Origin of the sequence: Pseudomonas sp. NY15463 (assembly GCF_048068415.1) — a bacterium.
Lineage (GTDB): Bacteria > Pseudomonadota > Gammaproteobacteria > Pseudomonadales > Pseudomonadaceae > Aquipseudomonas > Aquipseudomonas mosselii_C.
This window is the reverse complement of sequence record NZ_JBLUQD010000013.1, coordinates 1-20573: the sequence shown is the minus strand read 5'-3', so window position 1 is coordinate 20573 and position 20573 is coordinate 1. Positions and strand designations below refer to the sequence as shown.

The window sequence follows — 20573 nt, the reverse complement described above, 5'->3', positions numbered from 1 at the left end:
AAGCACCCACACGAATTGCTTGATTCAATTTGTTAAAGAGCGTTTGGTTAAGAGCTTTTCGTCTCAACCGAGGCGCGCATTCTACGCTTTCCTCATTTCGTGTCAAGCGTTATTTTGAAGTTTTTTTCGAAGCCGTTTTAAAAACACCTTCAACCTCAACAACTTACCGCTTGCCTCGTTGCGTTCAACGCTGCGAGGAGGCGAATAATACGCGCTTTGAAATCAGAGTCAACACTTTGATCCGAAAAATTTCAAAACCGCCTTTCGACGACGATCGGGCAACTAAATGACCTGCGCTCCGCTCTGTAAAGAAACACCACGCGGAGCGCAGTGATCATGAGCGACGAGCAGAGCGAAAAGACCCCCGGACTGTCGCCGGACGAGCAACAAGAAGTCAGCCACAACCAGCCGCCAAGGGCGGCCGTGCTGCACGAGATCATCCGCCTGCAAGGCGACCAGGAGCTGGAACGGACGCTGGCCGCGCTTTGGTGGTCGGCACTGGCCGCCGGCTTGACCATGGGTTTGTCGCTGATGGCCATGGGGCTTTTCTATGCACGCCTACCCGAAGGTGAAAGCATCCAGGTGATTGCCAGCCTCGGCTACAGCGCAGGTTTCCTCGGCGTGATTCTCGCTCGCCAGCAATTGTTCACCGAAAACACGCTCACCGCCGTACTGCCGGTCATGACCACCCCGACCCTGGGCAACCTGGGCCGACTCTTGCGACTATGGGGCATCGTTCTGCTCGGCAACCTGTCTGGCACCTTGCTGGTGGCCTGGGTGATGCTCGAACTGCCGATCTTCGACAGCAAGACCGACATCGCGTTTCTCGAAATCGGGCGCAAAGTGATGGAGAACGATCTCAGCCAAATGTTCGCCAAAGGGATCGTTTCGGGCTGGATGATCGCCACGATGGTGTGGATGATCCCATCGATGGAGCAGGCCAAGATCTGGATCATCGTGCTGATCACCTACCTCATGGCACTGGGAGACTTCACACATATAGTAGTGGGCTCTCTGGAGGTGTCCTACCTGGTATGGGCGGGAGAACAGTCCTGGAGTGCCTTCTGGTTGGACTTCGCCTTACCGACACTGGCCGGCAACATCATCGGCGGCAGCTTCATCTTTGCCCTGATCAGCCACGCCCAGGTGCGCAGCGACAGCGGCAAGCCGCCGTCCAGGCTGTTTGACGATACCCGCGCGCGACACGACTAGCGCGTCACCACCACCCGCTCGGCAGAGCGCCCTTGGCGGGGCAGCGCGCGCGGCCGCCACCAGTTCTGCCCGGCATGTGGCGAGTCGAGACTGACCCGCTCGCCCATCGGCGGCGTACACAGCGCCACATTCGCCGCGAGGGTCAGTGCGAGAATCCGTTCGAAGGGTTCTTGCCAAGCATGCGTGGACAAGTCGAACGTACCGTTGTGGATAGGCAACAGCCAGCGTCCACGGACATCAAGGTGGGCCTGAAGGCTCTGCTCAGGCTGCATATGCACATGCGGCCAGGCCAGGTTATAGGCGCCGGTTTCCATCAACGTGATGTCGAACGGCCCATAGCGCTCACCAATTTCGCGAAAGCCTTCGAAATAGCCAGTGTCACCACTGAAAAACAGCCTCAACCCGGCATCGATAACGACCCACGACGCCCACAGCCTGCGATTGCTGTCAAACAGCCCACGACCAGAAAAATGCTGCGCCGGCGTTGCGACGAAGCGTACGCCCTGTACCTGCGCCTCCTGCCACCAGTCCAACTGGCGCACTTTAGACCTCGGTACACCCCACTCCATCAGCAGTTCGCCCACGCCCAAGGGCGCGAGAAACTGTTCGGTGCGCGGTGCCAGCCGCCGGATAGCCTGTTCATCGAGGTGATCGAAATGGTCATGGGAGAGAATGACTGCCGCCAGCGGCGGCAGATCCTCGATGGCCAGGGGCGGTGCATGGAAGCGCAACGGCCCAGCCCACTGCACCGGTGAGGCTCGCTCGGCGAACACCGGATCGGTCAGAAAAAAATGTCCGCGCAGCTTGAGCAGGATAGTGGAATGCCCGAGCCGCCAAAGGCTGTGGTCCGGTGCATCGAGCACCTGCTGGCGGCTCATGGGCTGCACGGCCATGGCGGTGTCGGGGCGCGTTTCAGGGAGCTTGCGCAGGAGCAGGTACTTCATGCCGATGCGCAGTTTCTTGAGCATGCCATCCTTGGGCAGCTCAAGCTGATTGTGGAACCGACCGTCTCGATATGGCGCCGGCTCGCCAGCGGGGGTGGCCATGGGAGTCATGTACAGGAGCACTCCGAGCAAGAGGAAGGGCTTCATGTTACTCCAGAGGTATCGCATCAACCGTGAATTGGCTTGTAAGGTCATTTTTCCCCGATGAATGAATGTTCGACAATATTCATACGAGTTATGCGATAAACGGCGCCCCCAGCAGAAACGGACCACCATGACGGACATAAGCCGCGGAAAAGGACACTCGTTTGTCCGCCGCATTTACCGACCACGCATCATCGGCAAGGGTATCGGCCTGATCGCCGCCGCTGCTGCCGTGGCACCCTTGCAACCACCCGATTGGGTGTGGCTGCTGATGCTGTTCAATGGCTTGGCCTGGCCGCATGTGGCCTACCACTGGGCGCGCCGCTCGGCGATGCCCTATCAGGCCGAGTTACGCAACTTGCAACTGGACTCGGTGGCGGCCGGCTTCTGGGCCGCGACCATGCATTTCAATCCGCTGCCAAGCCTGACCATCCTCTCGATGGTGACCATGAACAATGTCGCTGCGGGCGGCAAGCCCATGGTGGTGCGCGGGCTGATCGCACAACTGGTCGGGATGCTGGTGTCGATCATCGTACTGGGCCCGGGCCTACAATTGCAGACGACACCGGTGCAAGTGTACGCCAGCCTGCCGATGCTCACCCTGTACCCGCTCGCCTTGGGCTGGGTGTGTTATCAGTTGGCGATCCAACTGTCCGACCACAAGCGCCGCCTCGGCGCACTGAGCCGCACTGACAGCCTTACTGGCCTGCTCAACCACGGTGCCTGGAAAGACCTGCTGCTGCTCAAGTTCCAGATCTGCCAGCAACAACAAGCGCCGGCGGTGGTGGCACTGATCGACATCGATCACTTCAAGCCCATCAACGACACCTACGGGCATGTGGTCGGTGACTGCGTGTTGCGCCAACTCAGTGAAGAGCTGACACGCAACCTGCGCGAGCACGACAAGGCGGGGCGCTACGGCGGCGACGAGTTCTGTCTGATCTTGCCCAACACCCATGAAGCCCAAGCCTGTCAGGCGATGGAACGATTGCGCGAGCAGGTCGCGGCTTACCGCAACCCACAGTTGCCGGGGCTGCGCATCAGCCTGAGCATCGGCCTCGCCGCCTTCCACCCGGGTCTGACGAGCCCTGAAGACTGGCTGCTGGAGGCGGACAAGGCCCTATACGCGGCCAAGCATGAAGGACGCGACCAGATCAACCTGGCACGTGGCGAGGCTACCGCGCTCCGGCTGGCCTATCCTGACTAGACCTTCCCCCAGATCCCGGGTGGGAGGCTGCAGTTGAAGGAGCCGCCCACGCATGCACAGGAATGCAGAGCTTCCCCCTTCCAGCCCCACTTCGCGCCTGCAAATCCGACGCCTGATCGGGGCGCTCGGCGCCTTGTTCGGCCTGGGTTGCCTGATCGTCCTCGGCGCCTTGTTCAACATCGCCGCTACCCTTGACCAGCAGGCGATGCAACATAGCCGCTTTCACGCCAACCAAGCGCTGGAGCAACGGCTACAGGCCTCAAGCCACTTCCTTTCCAGCTACGCCGTCTGGGATGCCGCTTATGCGCACTTTGACGGCCAAGCCGATTGGCAATGGGCGTACGAGCAGAAGAACGTTGGCCAATCGCTGTACGATGCCAGCGGCTACGAGGGCGTATTCGTAGTCAACGACAAGGGCACGCTCTACGCCCTGTTCAAGGGCAAGCCCAGCGAGTCGTCGGTCAGCGCCTACGTGGCGGCACCGCTTGGACCAATCATCGAGCGAGCGCGCAAGGCGGCCCCGGCACGCGCGCAAGTCACCGCTTTCGTACGCTTCAACGGCTGGCCGGCGATCCTCAGCGCAGCCGCCGTGCGCCCGGACCGGGATGTACGTGAAGACGAAGTGCGCAGCGCCCCGGTCATGCTATTCATCGACCAATTGACCGACACCAAGCTTGCGCGTCTGGGTGAAAGCGCGGGCCTGACCGGCATGCACCTGCAGAGCAACGAATCCACCCAGCAAACCTCTGCCCAGGTGGGCTTGGGCGATACCGGTTTCAGCCTGAGCTGGGACAGCCCCCACCCCGGGCAACAATTGCTCTGGGCCGTGTTGCCGGCGCTGTCGGGTGTGCTGCTGGTGCTCGGCCTGGCCTTGTTGTACCTGTTCCGTCATGCGTGGCGTAGCTCCAAGGCCATTGACCAGAGCCTGCAACGCCTACAAAAGAGCAACCAGGCACTAGAAGCCAGCGAACAACGTTTCCGCGCCGTGGCCGAGGCGGCCTCTGACTGGATCTGGGAAACCGACCGCCACCATCGATTGACCTATATCTCCCAACGCTTCGCCAACGTCACCGGCTACCGGGTCGACGAATGGCTCGGCCAGCCTATCAATCAGTTGCTGGCCTGCGACACCACGCCCTTGCTGGCATGGCTCGATACCCAGGCCGACAGCGATCCTCAGGCGTTGGCCAACCTGCGCTGCGCCTACCGCGACCACAATGGCGAGCACCGTTACTGCCGTATCTCGGCACGCTCAATCCTGTTCGACGGCAAGCTGGCGGGTTTTCGCGGCACCGCCAGCGACATCACCGATGAAGTCGATGCCCATGCCCGCATCCAGCACCTTTCGATGCACGATGCGCTCACGGGCCTTGCCAATCGCAACAAGCTCTCGCGTCACCTCGAACAAGCGCTGCTGCGTGGCAACGACTCGCCGCCACTGGCACTGCTGCTGTTGGACCTGGACAGCTTCAAGCCCATCAACGATTCGCTCGGTCACGCCGCCGGAGACGCAGTCTTGCAGGAGGTCGCCACACGCCTGCGCGACAGCACCCGTGACGGCGACCTGGTGGCTCGCCTGGGCGGCGACGAATTCGTGCTGGTCCTGCAAGGCCTGGATAACCGCAGCGAAATCGACCGCTTCTGCGCACGACTGATCGAACAGCTGCAGCAACCAATCACCTTCGAAGCACACCAATTGCACGTCAGCGCCAGCCTCGGTATCGCCCAGACCCGCACCCAGGGCACGGATGCAGGCGAGCTGATCCGCTGCGCTGACATCGCCCTGTACCAGGCCAAGGCCGACGGCAAGCACACCTGGCGCTACTTCTCGCCCGAGATGAACCAGCAAATCCAGTACCGTCGGCAACTGGAGAACGACTTGCGACGGGCTGTCAGAGAGCAGGCGTTCGTCCTGCATTACCAACCGCGCTACCGTATGGACGACCTGCGCATCGTATCGGTCGAAGCGTTGCTGCGCTGGCAGCACCCACAGGAGGGCTTGCTGGGGCCGGACACCTTCATTCCCCTGGCCGAACAGAGCGACCTGATCGTCACCCTGGGCCGCTGGGTGCTGCTCGAAGCCTGCCGCACCGCCTGCACCTGGCCACAGCCATTGCTGGTGTCGGTCAACCTGTCACCGGCACAGTTCCTGCGCCGCGATGTGGTAGCCGACGTGCGTCAGGTGTTGCTGGAGACGGGTTTCCCGGCACAGCGCCTGGAGCTTGAGATTACCGAGAACGTGATGCTCAACGATATCGAAGGTGCCTTGGGCACCATGCTGGCGCTCAAGGAGCTGGGGGTGCGCTTGAATATGGACGATTTCGGCACCGGCTATTCGTCCCTGGGATACCTGCGCACCTACCCCTTCGACAGCATCAAGATCGACAAACGCTTCATCGCCGGGCTCAACAACCCGAATGGCAATGACCGCGCCGTGGTGCAGGCCATCATCAACCTGGGCAAAGCCATGGGCTTGACCGTCACTGCCGAAGGGGTGGAGACCGAGCAGCAACTCAAGGCGCTCGGCAAGGAGCGCTGCCATGAGGTACAGGGCTTCTACCTGAGCCGGCCGCTGGAGCGCCTTCAGTTCGAAGCGCTGCTGGCCAAGCGCGAGCCGCGCCACGGCGCCTGCTGAACAGGCTCAGCGCACCCTACGCTCAGCGACGATCTCAGGCAGGTCGCTGCGTTTGAGGTAAACGCGCAGGGGCTCGCCGATGTTCAGCCGGTCATCCACATGCTGGCCGAACAGCAAGGCCAGGCGCTCGCGACACAACGCCATGCGCTGCTCACTCTCGGGGCGCCAGACGAACTCGCTGCTGGGGGTGATGCTGTCATCAGCGACATCCATGCCAAACGCGTCTTCGGAAAAACGCACGATATGGGTGCCGCGTTTACCGTGGAATCCGACAAAACCCTTGAGTTGGTCGGCGGCGTTGCAGATGTCTTGGGACGTGATGGCCATGGCGTAACCTCGCGATCAATGGAAGTGACGCACGCCCGGCTGCAAAGCGGTTGCCTCTGACGGGCAACGCGCAGGCAACAGCCTACCCCAGCCGCCGGACTCTTCGCCAAGGCTTTTTCATCCAACCGCCGCGCACCGACCTCACTGCGCCTCACGCACCTGCACGCTGGCGGTCATGCCCGCACTGAGGCTCGTGCCTTCAGGGATCTGCTCCAGGCGAATACGCACCGGAATGCGCTGCGCCAGCCTCACCCAGTTGAAGGTTGGCTCGACCTCCGGCAGCAACTGCCCATCTGGCGTCGAGTTGCGGTCGGTAATACCGCGGCTGATGCTCTCCACCTGCCCCGGCAGCGACTCGCCGGCCCCCATCAGCCAGACCTTGACCGAATCACCGACGCGAATGCGCGGCAGTTTGGTCTCCTCGAAGTAGGCCTGGATGTAGAACGTGGCGTCATCCACCAATGCCATCACCGACTGCCCGGCATTGACATAGTTACCTTCAGCCAGGCGCAGGTTGGTGATGTGCCCGCTGCGTGGCGCGCGTACTTCGCTGCGGGCCAGATTGATCCTGGCCACCTTCAGTTGCGCCTCGGCTTCGTGCAACTCGCCGCGCGCCACGGCAGCGTTGATCTGCGCGTTCTCGCGCAACTCGGCACTGATTGCCTCGGGCCCCAGGGCGTTGCGCCGCGCGGCCTCGCGCTCGCGCAGGCGCACTTGCTGGGTACGCGTTTCAACCACCGCGCTGGCCTGGTCGACGGCGGCCTGAAAACGCTCGCGGTCAATCGTCATCAACAGATCGCCCGCCTTGACCTGCTGGTTGTCACGCACCTTGAGCCCGCTCACCCAGCCGGACACATCAGGGGCGATTACCACCACATCGGCGCGCACCCGCGCATCCCGAGTCCAGGGCGTAAGCATGTAGTACTGCCAGAGCTGATAACCGGCGAACACGGCAACGACCACCACGCATAGGGTGACCAGGGCACGTACGGCTGTACGCATGGACTTACTCCTTACAAAGGTCCCAGCAGACGCACCACCAGGAACAGGACACAAACGAATAGCGCCGCATCGAACAGTGCTTCATGCCAGATCCAGCGCCCCAACGGCGTTGCCTGCACGATCACACGCAACACCCCGGTGAGCACCAGCGCCATCAATACATAGATCAGAAAGGGGCTCAGCAGCACGCCGCCCAGAGCCCATTCACGTAACCCCATGGGTTTCCTCCTGCCAACGGCACCATTTGCCCCAGCTATTGCGTAACTGCAACACAGCGCCAATGGCCAAGCGCAGCGGATCGTTGGGCGGCTGTTCGCGCAAGGCCTCGATGAACTGTTCACTGGCCGCATCCAGCTGTTGTCCGCGCCCAGGTGCAGGGCCGCTGGCCAGCACCGCCTCCAGGGCTTGCAGGTAGCGGCGTTCGGCATTGCCCAGTGGGGCCTGGGCCACGGCCAGACACATGCGCAGGTGCACCAGCTCATCGCCGATGTCCAGCCCATGTAGACCGTCGTCCCAACGCTGGCGAGCAGCGGGTGGCAATTCGCTGGCGTGGCGCGCCAACTGCATCAGGCGATCGGCCATCCGCCCACCGAACCAGCTGTCGGCGCCCCGTAGGTCACGACGGGTAAGGCGTACCAAGTCGCTCTGGGTCGCCGCGCGCAGACGCCGGCCCAGCCAGGCAGGATGGCGCAGCACCAGCAACCGAAAGGCCATCACCGCCGCGCCCACCCCCACCAGCATTGCCAGGGCGCTGTTGAGCAGGGTCGCCACGTTGAACTGCATCGCATTGAGCGGCGCCACTAACACGATGAAGTGCAGGCAATACGAGGTTGCCGTGGGCCCGGTGCGCGGATGGGCCATGCCCAGCGCCCCGAGAAACAACGGCACGCCCATCCCCAGGCACAGCATGGCGAAACTGCTCCATTGCGGCAGGAGGATTTGCCCGACGATAAAGGCTGCCGGCACCGCCAGCAGGATGCCACGCAAGAAACTCAGGCCGATTTGCGCGCCATTCTCGCGGCTGGCGAACAAGCTGCAGACCACACAGGTCAGTACCAGCCCCCCTGGGGCCGACGGCCAGGCAGTAGCCAGCCAGAAGCTGCTCATGATCAAAAATGCCAGAGCACTGCGCGATCCGAACAGCAGGGCCAAGGACACGTCTCGGTGCACAGCCAGGCTCTGCACCGGTCGCTTCGGTGCCCTGCCCTGCTCGACATCCTCCAGCGCCTGACTGGCCGCCATGGCGTAGTCCAGCAGCAGCGCCAGACGGGCCAGGCAGTAGTGCTCGGCAGAGCTGATGCCGTCATCGTGGGCGGCATCCCAGATGCGCTGGCGCAGCAGCAACAGGCTCGGCTGATCGGGCGTGGCCAGCTGCGCACGGACCTGATCCAGCCAAGGCGCCAAGCGCGCACTTTCGCGCTCATCGAGCTGGCGCCACTGGCGGCGCACCGACCGCGAAATCCGCAGCAGCACCATGAGTGTCTGACTCAAGCCATTGATCGCCCGAGCCCGCTGCCGGCCACGATGCCCCTCGAACCAGGCGTGTTCGCGCTGTGCATCAATGGCCACGATACCGCCGAGGGTGTCCAGCAGGCCTTCGCGCGCCTGGTCCTCACCGCCCAACATCGCGCTGGCCGCTTGCAGCCCATTGTGCCAGGCTCGGCGCGCCTGGCCGGCGAGCTGCTGCTCGACCCGCAACGGCCAGATCAATGCGCTACTGGCAGTGGCGCAGCAGATACCCAGGGAGATTTCGGTACAGCGCGCCACCGCTTGGTCGAACACTTGCAGCGGATTGCTGATCGCCGGCAGGGTAATGATCGCCGCGGTATAGCCGGCCAGCACGAAGGCATAAGCCCATGCGCTGCGCAACTGGGTGGACGCGGCGGTGCACAATGCCAGCCATGCCGCCAGGGTAAGCAGGAACAGCCAGGGTGTCTGCGCGAACAGGCCCATGAACACCACCGACATGAAGGTGCCTACCAGCGTCCCGGCCAACCGCGCCAAGCCCTTCTGTACCACCATGCCCGACAGTGGTTGGGCAACGATGAACGCCGTCATCAGCGCCCATGATGGTTGCTCCAAGCCCCAGCGCATCGCCAGCCACAGTGCCAGGCCTCCCCCGAACAGGGTCTTGGCGGCGAACTTGAGAGCGAGGCCGCTGGGGGCGAACAGGGCCAGGAAAGTGATGGGCACGAAGCGGACCTTGCGGGTGGAAGAGGTACTGATAGAAAGATAGACAACAGATAGCAGAATAAGTCGAACACAAGTAATTAGCTAGCTAATCATCTTGCCTGCACTAATCTGGAGACTTAGCTCGTCCCTGCGGGAGCAGCCTTGCGCCGCGAAAGGCTGTGGCGCAGCTTTGGCGACCCTGCATGATATCGAGATCCTAAGGCTTTCCTGCCTGTCCGGTGCCCCGGCAAGACCGCTCAGGGACGCTGCTCAATCAGCGAGTCCACATCACAGACAAAAAAATGGGCGACCGAAGTCGCCCTAAATGCCTTGCGTGCTCATGGATCGGGAAGGATCAGCGCTGTTTGCGCTTGCTTGAGTCCTTCCAGATGAAAATGCCTAGACCGGCAAAGAACGCCAACATCAACCCGACCGTTACCACACCGGCGATAACCACGTTGTCGAAGAACATGTCGGCCCCTCCCTTGATGTGCCGTCATCCGATGGGTGCAAGGTAACCAATGAGGTGGGCGGGGGAATTGACCGGGATCAATGGTGCCCGGGGCCGGGCACGCGAGGCGGGTGCAGGCTTGACCTGCATCAAGTTTCAGCGCCTCTTGGGCTTGCCCTTGGATTTCTTTTTCTTGCCCGAGGCCAATGGCATGGCCTGCTCGAAGGCCTTGCGCATGTCGTCCAGGCGCTTGTCATTAAGGTCGTGGATACGTTTGGCGCGCTCGGCACCGAAATCGATCAGGTTGTCTTGGCTCATAACAGGCTCGACGGACAGCAGAGGCCTCAATGATGCAGGCAGATGGCGGCGCTGGCCAGTCAGACTTCGATGTCGACCAGCAACCCTTGGCGGGTACGCTCGCCCAATGGGGCGACCGGCACCGTATTGTCAGCATTCAGCTCATCGCCGGGCAGCGCTTCGAAACGTTCCTGTTCGCGATCACGCCGGCGCTTTTGCTCGCGGCGCTGCTTTTCGCGCAGCAAGAAGCCCTGCTCTTCGGGGTCGCGCTGCTGCTTGAGGTCGATGGTGCTTTCGCTGGAGGCAGGCTGGGCCGGGACCACGGCAGGAATGTTCGGGGTCTGTCTGATCGGGTCTTGTTGCGTCGTCACGGGGGCGGCGCTGAGGGGAATGATCGGCGGCAGCATTGGGTGTTCTCCTGTAGCTACTGTGTCGGCCGATGCTCAGCCGCCTTGAACGGCGAAGGCTGACAGTGTGCGGTGCATCACACTGCCGGTCATTCGCCATCGTCGTCCGGCGCATCGTCCGCAGGCGCTGTGCTTTCGCTCCATGGCCGCTTGTAGACTTTTTGCCAGACGCTATCCATATGCTCGCGCAGCACCTGCGGGGCGTTTTTCAACGAGGCGCTGTCTTCGCGCTCACCGCCGAACGGTTCTTCTCCAGCAGGTGTAATCAACGACTGACCGGTGATGGTGTATATCGCCTGGCCTTCACGCAGCTCGATGGCGATATCGTGAGGGTCGATCCCGCCACCACAGAACGCATGGCTGGCCACGGTCACCTCGGCGACGCCATCTTTGTTCAGGTCACTCACGTCACTGACGTCGGTATAGAAGTCGACATCCAGGTCCAAGCCTGCGCACGTGGTCTCTTGCTCGATCTGCCAGCGCGGCTTGAAGGTATCAGCCGAAGCCATGCGGCCGTACAAAGTAGCCTTGAGCACGACCTTGTCGACTTCCTCCTCGGTATCCGGGTCGGTGGCCTGGCCATCAACCCGGCTCAGCACCAACAGCCCTTCACCCTCACGGTCATGGAAGTGCACGCTCTTGATCGGAGCCTGCACGCCGAGCACCTCCAGCTGTTCGACCGGGATCGGCGCCAGCACTTCGAAACTCTTCTGCTCGCAGCCTGCCAGCAGCGCCAGGCTGCCCAGGCCCAAGGTAACGTTCAACCAGCGGTGCTTGGCAAACATGTTGGCGCGCGGCCCTCGTGACGACACGGTGGTGGTCGATGAACACGCTAGACTCTTTGATTCATTGGTCTGGCGCAGCCGATCCGTTAACATGACCGACTTTTTCATCGCGGGAGTTTTGGCAGTATGGCGCAGCAGTATCAACCGGGGCAACGCTGGATCAGCGACAGCGAAGCCGAGCTCGGTCTTGGGACCATCCTGGCGCAGGATGGCCGCCTGTTGACCGTGCTCTACCCGGCCACAGGCGACACTCGCCAGTACTCGCTACGCAATGCGCCGCTGACCCGCGTGCGCTTCTCGCCGGGCGACCAGATCACGCATTTCGAAGGCTGGAAGCTGACCGTGCGCGAGGTCGATGATGCCGATGGCCTGCTGGTCTACCACGGTATCGACGCGCAGAACGTGCCACGCACGCTGCCCGAGACGCAATTGTCGAACTTCATCCAGTTCCGTTTGGCCAGCGACCGCCTGTTCGCCGGGCAGATCGACCCGCTGTCCTGGTTCTCCCTGCGCTACAACACCTTGCAGCACACCAGCAAGCAGATGCTCTCATCCTTGTGGGGCCTGGGCGGCGTACGTGCCCAACCCATCGCTCACCAATTGCACATCGCCCGCGAAGTGGCCGATCGCATCGCGCCACGCGTACTGCTGGCCGACGAAGTCGGTCTGGGCAAGACCATCGAGGCCGGCCTGGTAATCCATCGCCAGTTGCTCTCGGGTCGCGCCAGCCGCGTGCTGATCCTGGTACCGGAGAACCTGCAGCACCAGTGGCTGGTGGAAATGCGCCGCCGCTTCAATCTGCAAGTGGCACTGTTCGACGCCGAGCGCTTCATCGAAAGCGATGCCAGCAACCCGTTCGAGGACGCCCAACTGGCGCTGGTCGCGTTGGAATGGTTGGTTGACGACGAGAAAGCCCAGGACGCGCTGTTCGCCGCCGGCTGGGACCTGATGGTGGTCGACGAGGCTCATCACCTGGTCTGGCATGAAGAACAGGCCAGCCCCGAGTACGCGCTGGTCGAGCAACTGGCGCAAGTGATCCCAGGGGTGCTGCTGCTCACCGCGACCCCCGAGCAGCTCGGCCAGGACAGCCACTTCGCTCGCCTGCGTCTGCTCGACCCCCACCGTTTCCACGATCTGGCCGCCTTCCGCGCCGAAAGCGAGCACTATCGCCCGGTGGCCGAAGCGGTGCAGGAACTGCTCGACGAAGGCCGCCTGTCGTCCAAGGCGCATGCCACCATCCAAGGCTTCCTGGGTGCCGAAGGCGAAACCCTGCTGGCTGCCATCAACGAGGGTGATACCCAGGCCAGCGCGCGCCTGATCCGTGAGTTGCTCGACCGCCACGGCACCGGTCGCGTGCTGTTCCGTAACACCCGTGCGGCGATCCAGGGCTTCCCCGAGCGCCACCTGCACCCCTACCCGCTGGCCAACCCCGAACAATATGCCGCACTACCAGCCGGCGAGCGCGCCGAGCTGTACCCGGAAGTCGCCTTCCAGGCCCAGGGCCAGACCAGCGATGAAGAACGCTGGTGGCGCTTCGACCCACGCGTCGACTGGCTGATCGACACCTTGAAGATGCTCAAGCGCACCAAGGTGCTGGTGATCTGTGCCCACGCCGAAACCGCCATGGACCTGGAAGACGCCCTGCGCGTACGTTCCGGCATTCCGGCCACGGTGTTCCACGAGGGCATGAGCATCCTCGAACGCGACCGCGCCGCCGCCTACTTCGCCGATGAAGAGTTCGGTGCACAGGTGCTGATCTGTTCGGAGATCGGCAGCGAAGGCCGCAACTTCCAGTTCGCCCACCATCTGGTGATGTTCGACCTGCCGGCGCACCCCGACCTGCTGGAACAACGCATCGGGCGCCTCGACCGGATCGGCCAGAAGCACACCATCGAACTGCACATTCCCTACCTGCAGGACAGCCCGCAGGAGCGCCTGTTCCAGTGGTATCACGAAGGCCTCAACGCCTTCCTCAATACCTGCCCGACCGGTAACGCCCTGCAGCATCAATTCGGCTCGCGCCTGCTGCCGTTGCTGGCCGAGGGTGACGAAAACAGCTGGAACGCCCTGGTAAGCGACGCCCGCGCAATGCGCGAGCGCCTGGAAGCCGAGTTGCACACCGGCCGCGACCGCCTGCTGGAACTCAATTCTGGCGGCGCAGGCGAAGGCGAGGCCCTGGTCGAGGCCATTCTTGAGCAAGACGACCAGTTCGCCCTGCCGATCTACATGGAGACCCTGTTCGACGCCTTCGGTATCGACAGCGAGGACCACTCGGAAAACGCCCTGGTGCTCAAGCCCAGCGAAAAAATGCTCGACGCCAGCTTCCCGCTGGGCGACGACGAAGGCGTGACCATCACCTACGACCGCAGCCAGGCCCTGTCGCGCGAGGACATGCAGTTCCTCACTTGGGAACACCCCATGGTCCAGGGCGGCATGGACTTGGTGCTGTCCGGCTCGATGGGCAACACCGCCGTTGCGCTGATCAAGAACAAAGCGCTCAAACCCGGCACCGTACTGCTCGAACTGCTCTATGTCAGCGAAGTAGTGGCGCCGCGCAGCCTGCAACTGGGTCGCTACCTGCCGCCTGCGGCGCTGCGCTGCCTGCTCGATGCCAATGGCAACGACCTGGGGCCACGGGTGGCGTTCGAAACCCTCAACGACCAACTCGAAAGCGTGCCCAAGGCCAGCGCCAACAAGTTCGTCCAGGCCCAGCGTGACGTGCTTGCCCAACGCATTGCCGCAGGCGAAGCCAAGGTCGTGCCGACCCACGAGAGCCGAGTGGCCGAAGCCCAACAACGCTTGGCCGCCGAGGCGGATGAAGAGCTTGCCCGCTTGAGCGCGCTACAGGCCGTCAACCCAAGCGTGCGCGATAGCGAAATCGAGGCCTTGCGCAAGCAGCGTGCAGAAGGCCTGGCAGCCTTGCAAAAGGCCGCTCTGCGCCTGGAAGCGATTCGCGTCCTGGTCGCTGGCTGAGTGCCCTGATGCCTGCGCGGGGCAAGTCGCGGCGGCGCGCCGCTGCCCCTTGTCCCGCGCAGGCATGTCATCCTTTTAGATCCCTGCGCTATAGCTTTCATATCCAAATGGTAGAAATCAAAATGCCATTAATCAGGAAGGTTTAAATACCGCTTTCTATACTTCCCCAGACCTGTCTCCGGCCTTGGAGACCCGTGCGAACTCGACGAAGAGGCATGCAATGGACTGGCTGGGACTGCAACTGTTCGCCGACCTGCCGGCGAGCGGGCAAATCATCCTCGACTGCCGACACAATACCCTGCTGGTGCTGCTCGCCTTTGCCGTGGCGTGCGTGGGTTGCTTCGCCACGCTGAACATGGCCGAGCGCCAAAGCCACTGCGAAGACCCCATGGCCCGGCGCCAATGGCGGATACTCGGTGCCTGCTGCCTGGCCGGAAGTATCTGGGCCATGCACTTCATCGCCATGTTGGCCTTCGAAGCGCCATTGGAGGTGCATTACGACGCGCCCCTGACCGCACTCTCCTTGCTGACGGCCCTGCTGGCCGCCTGGCTGGCCATGCGCAGCCTCGAACACAGCCACATGCGCCCGCACCACTACCTGCAAACCGCCTTGTGCATCGGTCTGGGCATCAGTGTGATGCACTACACCGGCATGGCTGCCCTGCAGACCGGCGCCCAGCAGTATTATCAGACGCCCCTGCTGCTGGTCTCGGTCGGCCTTGCGGTGGCCAGCAGCCTGGTGGCGCTGCTGATGGCCAGACGCTTTCGCAATGGCAGCGGCACCCTGCATCTATTGATGAAGCACGGCGCCTGCCTGCTGATGGCCAGCGGGATCGTGCTGACCCACTTCACCGGCATGGCCGCCATGACCCTGGTGATACCTGAGTCCACAGCACTGCGACTGCCCACCCACGACAACAGCGCCCAATTGGCCTTGGCCATTGCGTTCATCACCTTGCTGATCAGTGGCAGCAGCATCAGTGCGGCCCTGGCCGACAAGAAACTACAAAGCAAGGAGCGCGACCTGCGTCGCGTCAGTGTGTTGTTGAGCCAGCTCGACCAGGCCCGTGCCTCGCTGCAACAAGCCGCCCACTACGATGCACTGACCTGCCTGGTCAATCGGCGCGGCTTCAACCAGGTGTTCGCCGAACGCTTGGTTGACCACGCGGCCAGTGGCAGCATGCTGGCGGTGATGTTCCTCGACATCGACCACTTCAAGCGCATCAACGACAGCCTCGGCCACGCCGCTGGCGACCAGTTGCTCAAGGTGATCGCCGGGCACATCAAGGCCGCGACCCGTGGCCATGACCTGGTCGCACGTTTTGGTGGCGACGAATTCTGCATCGTCACCCCACTCAACAGCCGCGAGGAGGCGCGCCACCTGGCTCAACGCATCATGTCGCGGATGAAGGACCCCATCGATCTAGACGGGCGGCGCATGGTGATGACCACCAGCATCGGTATCAGCGTGTTCCCCGAAGATGGCCTGAACGCCGAGGAGCTGTTGAAAAATGCCGATCTTGCGCTGTACCAGTCCAAAGCCTGCGGGCGCAACAGCCTGCACTTCTTCGACAACCGCCTGAAAACCCGCGCCACGCTGGAGTTGCAACTGGAAGAAGAACTGCGCGAGGCACTGCGGGGCGCGCATGGCCTGTGCGTGTACTACCAACCGATCCATGACCTGCACAGCGGCCGCGTGGCCAAGCTGGAGGCGCTGGTACGCTGGCAACACCCACAGCATGGCCTGCTCAGCCCTGACCGATTCATCGGCATGGCCGAGACCAACGGGCTGATCGCCGAGCTGGACTTGTGGGTATTACGTCAGGCGTGTAACGACCTTGCCTGGCTCAATCGATACGGCTACGGCGAACTCAAGGTGTCGGTGAACTGCTCGACCCTGACCCTGGCCCGTGAAGAGCTGGCCAGCGAAGTGGAACTGGCGCTGCGCCAGGCCGGGCTGGATCCCCGCCAACTGGAACTGGAAGTCACCGAAAACGCCCTGATGGGCAACATCCAGCAAACCATCGACTTGCTCAAACGCATCCGCGCCCAGGGCGTAGCGTTGTCGATCGACGACTTCGGCACCGGCTACTCATCGCTGGCCTACCTCAAGCGCCTGCCGCTGGATGTGCTGAAGATCGACCGCTCGTTCGTCATCGACGTACCGGGCAACCAGAGCGACGGCGAGATCGTCCGGGCAATCATCATCATGGCTCACTCCCTGCACCTGAAGGTGGTGAGCGAAGGTGTCGAAACACTCGAGCAACAAGCGTTCCTGGCCGCCCAAGGCTGCGACTACCTCCAAGGCTACTTGCTCAGCCGACCGGTGCCGCTCGGCGAACTGCGCCCCGTGCTCGAACGCCTCGACCGCCAGCATGCCGTCGTCACGGCTTGTCGCGATACAGCTCGACCAGCGTCGCCGGGTCTTGTTCCAGATAGCCCTGGCTACCATGCAGGCGCATCAGTTGCGCAGCGAGGCCACTGAGCGGCGTCGCTGCGCCCTGCTCACGAGAAAGCTTCACGGCCCCGTCAAGGTCTTTGAGCAACGTGCGTACGTGCCACTTGATTGGTTCGAAACGGCGCTCGGCCATTTGCGGCGCGAGTATCTGCAAAGGCTTGGAGTCGGCGAAGCCACCGGCCAAGGCCTCGGCTATCAAGCGCGCATCGACCCCGGAGCGCTCGGCCAAAGCCACCACTTCAGCAATGACCAGTGCATTGCAAGCCACGATCATCTGGTTGCACGCCTTGGTCACCTGGCCCGCGCCCACATCGCCCATGTGGGTGACCCGCTGACCCAAGGTGAGCAGCACCGTACGCGCGCGCTCAAGGTCCTGTGCCTGCCCCCCGACCATGATCGCCAGGGTGCCCGCCTGCGCCCCCGGGGTGCCACCGGATACCGGGGCATCCAGCCAGCGCATGCCGCATTGGGCGGCCAACTGGGCGGCCATCTCGCGAGTGGCGCCAGGCTCCAGGCTGGAAAAGTCCACCAGCAACTGCCCCGCACGCCCACCTTCGGCAATGCCCTGCTCGCCAAACACCACCTCGCGTACCGCCGCTGTGTCGGCCAGACACAGCAGCAACATGTCCGCAGCTTCACACAACTGCGCCGGGCTGTGCGCCAAGCGCGCCCCAGCAGCCACAAGCGCGGCGCATTTGTCCGGGCTGCGGTTCCACACGGTCAACGGATAACCGGCAGCCAACAGGCGATGACACATCGGCAGCCCCATCAAGCCGATTCCGGCAAATCCCAGCGAAGGCAACGCATGACTCATGAGCAACTCCAGCAGAAGATTAAAGAAGCGTGACAAACGGGCGATGCAGTGCAGGTACGCAATAAAAACCTTCAAGGGGATAGGGAAATCCCCTATCGCATGCGGAAAAGACGCACTGATAAAGTCGCGAAACCCCTCGCTGATGGCCAAATGGCATTCATCATCGAAAAGCCCACTCTCCCAGGCAAATGGCGCACTATGACCTCTACGAACACTTCTGCCAATGCGCTCCCCGAGTTGTCGAACCCCTCCACCTCGCTGACCGCAGGCAGTGCTCGAGAGCTGCCAGCTCCGCGCAGCCCACAGTCGCAGTACCTGTACTTCACCGAACAGGACATCCAGCGCATTCTCGATAACCTCGACGGCTTGCGCGACTTGGTGTTCCCGCAAAACCTGCATGTGGAGGACGACGAGCAACTGCGCCTTGAGCAGCAGTTCCCTTCGGTGTGCCTGATCGGCCTGGGTCGCTGCGGCTCGAACATCGCCCTGGACGTCGCGGAGCTGGTATACAACGCCCGCACCTTCTTCCTCAACGAGTTCAACAACGAAGACCGTTTCAAGGGGGAGTCTGGCTATAGCCCGGCGCGCTGGATCCGCCAGAACCTGCGTCTGGTCAAGAGCAAGGGGTCCAAGCCTGTGTTCCTGGTAGAACCACTGGTGATGCTGGGCGACCTGGACAAGGACATCGCCGGGCGTATCCGCTTCTCGCGCAAGGGCGAGCGCGGCGGTTTCCTGCGCGACTATAGCAAGATGAAGATCATGGACCTGTCCGAGGTGCATGCCGGCGGCGCCGGTAACGCGCCGATCCTGGGCCAGTACCTAGCCAAGATCATCCTCAACAAGGACACCCAGCGCTTCTCCAGCGCCGACTGGAAACTGATCCACTCGTACCTGATCGACTCCTGCGGCATCAAAGCCAACCAGTCGCGCCTGTACTTCTACATCTTCAGCGCAGGCGGCGGTACCGGCTCGGGCATGGCATCGGAGTTCGGCCTGGCCCAGCAGTACTCGTACATGAACAAGACCTTCGACACCAAGGCCGCCGAAGAGAACGACGGCAAGAGCGGGCATTCGTTCGTCTTCGAGCCGATCTTCACCAGCGGTATCTGCGTGCTGCCCAACGCCTCGGACCATCGCAGCGAGATGTCCGAAGCGCTGCACATCAACGCCGGGCGCTTGTTGTGCAAATACCTGTCGGAAGAGTGGGACTTCTCGTACAACTTCGATAACGAAGACAACAGCGAAGCCAGCGTCATGGGGCGCATCCGCCCATGGAACGCGATGATGCTGATTTCCAACGACATCATGCGCTACGCCGAAGAGAGCGATGACGGCACGATTCAAAACATCGACGTCAACGCCATGGAGAAGCACGCCAACCAGTACATCTCCCAGCAGATCTTCAACATCCTCACCGCCCAGGCCGTCACCACCGATTACGACCAGAACTATTTCCGCCGCGCCGGCATCGACATCGGCGAGACCATCCGCCTGGATGCCAACGACCTGTTCATGAGCCTGGCCGGCCCTGTGGCCATCGCCTACGCCGAATCGGTAGTACCCGAGGTGCCACCGGCAGGCACGGACAAGTTCAAGGTATTCGAGCGCGAACAACCGCGCCTGGACATCGACGACCTGTTCTTCCGCTCCATCGACCTGCCGCATTTCAACAAGCAGACCCAGGCCATCGAAGGCATCAGCCTGCTGCCGATCGAGTCGCGCCGCTACCGCGCGGCACTGGAGCAGTACCAGGCCTCGGGCTACGACGCCGCCGCCCTGCACGACCTGCACTTCTTCAAGAACTGCTCCTCGGTGGTGTCGATCGTCTCCTTGCCCAAGGACTACAAGCTGTCGTACATGGACCTTAACCGGCTCAAGACCCACCTCAACAGCCTGTTCCCCAACACCACGCTCAAGCGCTACGCGTTGGTGATCGGCGCCTCGGCCAACCTGTCGCTGACCACGTTGATCGCCAAGAGCCCATGCCTGTCGGATGACTTCCTGACCTTGATCGTGGCGTTCATCAAACGCTGCTTCGCGCGCAATCCGTATCGTTTCGACGACACCATGGACAACGCCATCCTGGAATTCATCACCAGCGAACACTTCGACGAGGCGCGCATCGACGAGTTGCTCAATGAGTACGAGAACCCGGCGAAAATTCTCGACACCAACTGGTACGCGATCAAGCCGATGTACGAGAAGAAGTACCGTGAACTCATCAACGACAAGAGCCGTTTCGTCTCGATCAACGATATCCGGCTGTCGCGCGAATGCGTCAAGAAAGCCGTGAAATACCTGCGCGAAATTTTCCGCCACCGTATCGGCAAGACCCGGGTGATCTCGCTGAACAGCCATACCGGACGCGTGGACTACTGAGCCTTTGGCTTAGCAGGGACTCTGTGTGAGCGGCCTTGTGCCGCGAACAGGCCGCGCAGCGGTCCCTGTATCCCGACTGCTTGCACCTTCACCCTCTGTGGGAGTTCACCCAGCCCTGCCGGGCCGCGCTGTCGCGCAGAGAACTGATTTCGCAAGCGCGCCGCGTACCCTGTGGGAGCGGGCTTAACGGAGTGCCGGACCAGCGCGAACACCGGCGAAGCCGGTGTTCGCGGGACAAGTCGCATCGGCGCACCACCGCTCTCATAGAACTACACATAACTTGTTGATTTAGCAGGGACCTGTGGGAGCGGGCTTGCCCGCGAACACCGGCGAAGCCGGTGCCATACACCGAGTCGCCTGCTTCGC

At 62.4% G+C, this 20573-nt stretch carries 16 protein-coding genes; 6 read left to right on the top strand and 10 right to left on the bottom strand.

Going from position 1 to position 20573, the window contains the following annotated elements; translation table 11 throughout:
- The first annotated feature begins 336 nt into the window (after window positions 1-336).
- On the top strand, window positions 337-1212 hold the full coding sequence (locus tag ACNFIC_RS23625) for a formate/nitrite transporter family protein (RefSeq protein WP_138221176.1): 876 nt from the start codon (window positions 337-339) through the stop codon (window positions 1210-1212).
- On the opposite strand, the gene ACNFIC_RS23620 is transcribed toward ACNFIC_RS23625, so the two are convergent.
- Window positions 1209-2303: an MBL fold metallo-hydrolase gene (locus ACNFIC_RS23620; RefSeq protein ID WP_416782244.1), complete on the bottom strand. Its 1095-nt coding sequence runs from the start codon at window positions 2301-2303 to the stop codon at window positions 1209-1211. The two genes, ACNFIC_RS23625 and ACNFIC_RS23620, sit on opposite strands and share 4 nt — an antisense overlap.
- A gap of 127 nt (window positions 2304-2430) precedes the next feature.
- Here ACNFIC_RS23620 and ACNFIC_RS23615 point away from each other — a divergent pair, with 127 nt between their 5' ends.
- Together ACNFIC_RS23615 and ACNFIC_RS23610 are read left to right on the top strand one after the other, a co-directional pair.
- Window positions 2431-3507 carry a diguanylate cyclase gene (locus tag ACNFIC_RS23615; protein WP_138221174.1) on the top strand — a complete coding sequence of 359 codons (1077 nt, stop codon included), beginning with the start codon at window positions 2431-2433 and terminating at the stop codon, window positions 3505-3507.
- A 52-nt stretch (window positions 3508-3559) separates the two neighbouring features.
- Entirely contained in the window at window positions 3560-6142 is a 2583-nt protein-coding gene (locus ACNFIC_RS23610) for an EAL domain-containing protein (protein ID WP_416782243.1), read from the top strand.
- A gap of 6 nt (window positions 6143-6148) precedes the next feature.
- Here the strand turns inward: ACNFIC_RS23610 and ACNFIC_RS23605 are convergent, their stop codons facing one another.
- The 8 genes from ACNFIC_RS23605 to ACNFIC_RS23570 form a co-directional block, all read right to left on the bottom strand.
- Window positions 6149-6469: a DUF2025 family protein gene (locus tag ACNFIC_RS23605; RefSeq protein WP_138221172.1), complete on the bottom strand. Its 321-nt coding sequence runs from the start codon at window positions 6467-6469 to the stop codon at window positions 6149-6151.
- 141 nt (window positions 6470-6610) lie between these two features.
- Window positions 6611-7471 carry an HlyD family secretion protein gene (locus ACNFIC_RS23600; protein WP_138221171.1) on the bottom strand — a complete coding sequence of 287 codons (861 nt, stop codon included), beginning with the start codon at window positions 7469-7471 and terminating at the stop codon, window positions 6611-6613.
- A gap of 11 nt (window positions 7472-7482) precedes the next feature.
- Window positions 7483-7689 (bottom strand): DUF1656 domain-containing protein, encoded by a 207-nt coding sequence (locus ACNFIC_RS23595; protein ID WP_138221170.1) that lies wholly within the window; start codon window positions 7687-7689, stop codon window positions 7483-7485.
- A complete protein-coding gene (locus ACNFIC_RS23590; protein WP_138221169.1) occupies window positions 7676-9664 on the bottom strand; it encodes an FUSC family protein in 1989 nt (662 codons plus the stop codon). Before ACNFIC_RS23590 ends, ACNFIC_RS23595 begins: the two co-directional genes overlap by 14 nt.
- A gap of 334 nt (window positions 9665-9998) precedes the next feature.
- Window positions 9999-10115: a cytochrome c oxidase subunit CcoM gene (ccoM, locus tag ACNFIC_RS23585; RefSeq protein ID WP_276610966.1), complete on the bottom strand. Its 117-nt coding sequence runs from the start codon at window positions 10113-10115 to the stop codon at window positions 9999-10001.
- 135 nt (window positions 10116-10250) lie between these two features.
- On the bottom strand, window positions 10251-10412 hold the full coding sequence (locus ACNFIC_RS23580; RefSeq protein ID WP_416782240.1) for a hypothetical protein: 162 nt from the start codon (window positions 10410-10412) through the stop codon (window positions 10251-10253).
- A gap of 59 nt (window positions 10413-10471) precedes the next feature.
- Window positions 10472-10798, bottom strand: coding sequence for an aspartate-semialdehyde dehydrogenase (locus tag ACNFIC_RS23575; protein ID WP_138221168.1), 327 nt, complete (start codon window positions 10796-10798; stop codon window positions 10472-10474).
- An 89-nt stretch (window positions 10799-10887) separates the two neighbouring features.
- Window positions 10888-11583 (bottom strand): M949_RS01915 family surface polysaccharide biosynthesis protein, encoded by a 696-nt coding sequence (locus ACNFIC_RS23570; protein WP_416782239.1) that lies wholly within the window; start codon window positions 11581-11583, stop codon window positions 10888-10890.
- Between the two features lie 126 nt (window positions 11584-11709).
- Between ACNFIC_RS23570 and rapA the strand changes: the two genes are divergently transcribed.
- The gene (gene rapA / locus ACNFIC_RS23565) at window positions 11710-14556 is read left to right on the top strand and encodes an RNA polymerase-associated protein RapA (RefSeq protein ID WP_416782237.1); all 2847 of its coding nucleotides are present in this window, start codon (window positions 11710-11712) and stop codon (window positions 14554-14556) included.
- Window positions 14557-14776: 220 nt separating this feature from the next.
- On the top strand, window positions 14777-17041 hold the full coding sequence (locus ACNFIC_RS23560) for a putative bifunctional diguanylate cyclase/phosphodiesterase (protein ID WP_416782236.1): 2265 nt from the start codon (window positions 14777-14779) through the stop codon (window positions 17039-17041).
- On the opposite strand, the gene ACNFIC_RS23555 is transcribed toward ACNFIC_RS23560, so the two are convergent.
- Complete coding sequence (locus tag ACNFIC_RS23555) at window positions 16941-17828, bottom strand: NAD(P)-dependent oxidoreductase (protein WP_138221164.1); 888 nt, start codon at window positions 17826-17828, stop codon at window positions 16941-16943. The two genes, ACNFIC_RS23560 and ACNFIC_RS23555, sit on opposite strands and share 101 nt — an antisense overlap.
- A gap of 198 nt (window positions 17829-18026) precedes the next feature.
- Between ACNFIC_RS23555 and ACNFIC_RS23550 the strand changes: the two genes are divergently transcribed.
- Window positions 18027-20207 (top strand): hypothetical protein, encoded by a 2181-nt coding sequence (locus ACNFIC_RS23550; protein ID WP_416782234.1) that lies wholly within the window; start codon window positions 18027-18029, stop codon window positions 20205-20207.
- The last annotated feature ends 366 nt before the right edge of the window (window positions 20208-20573 follow it).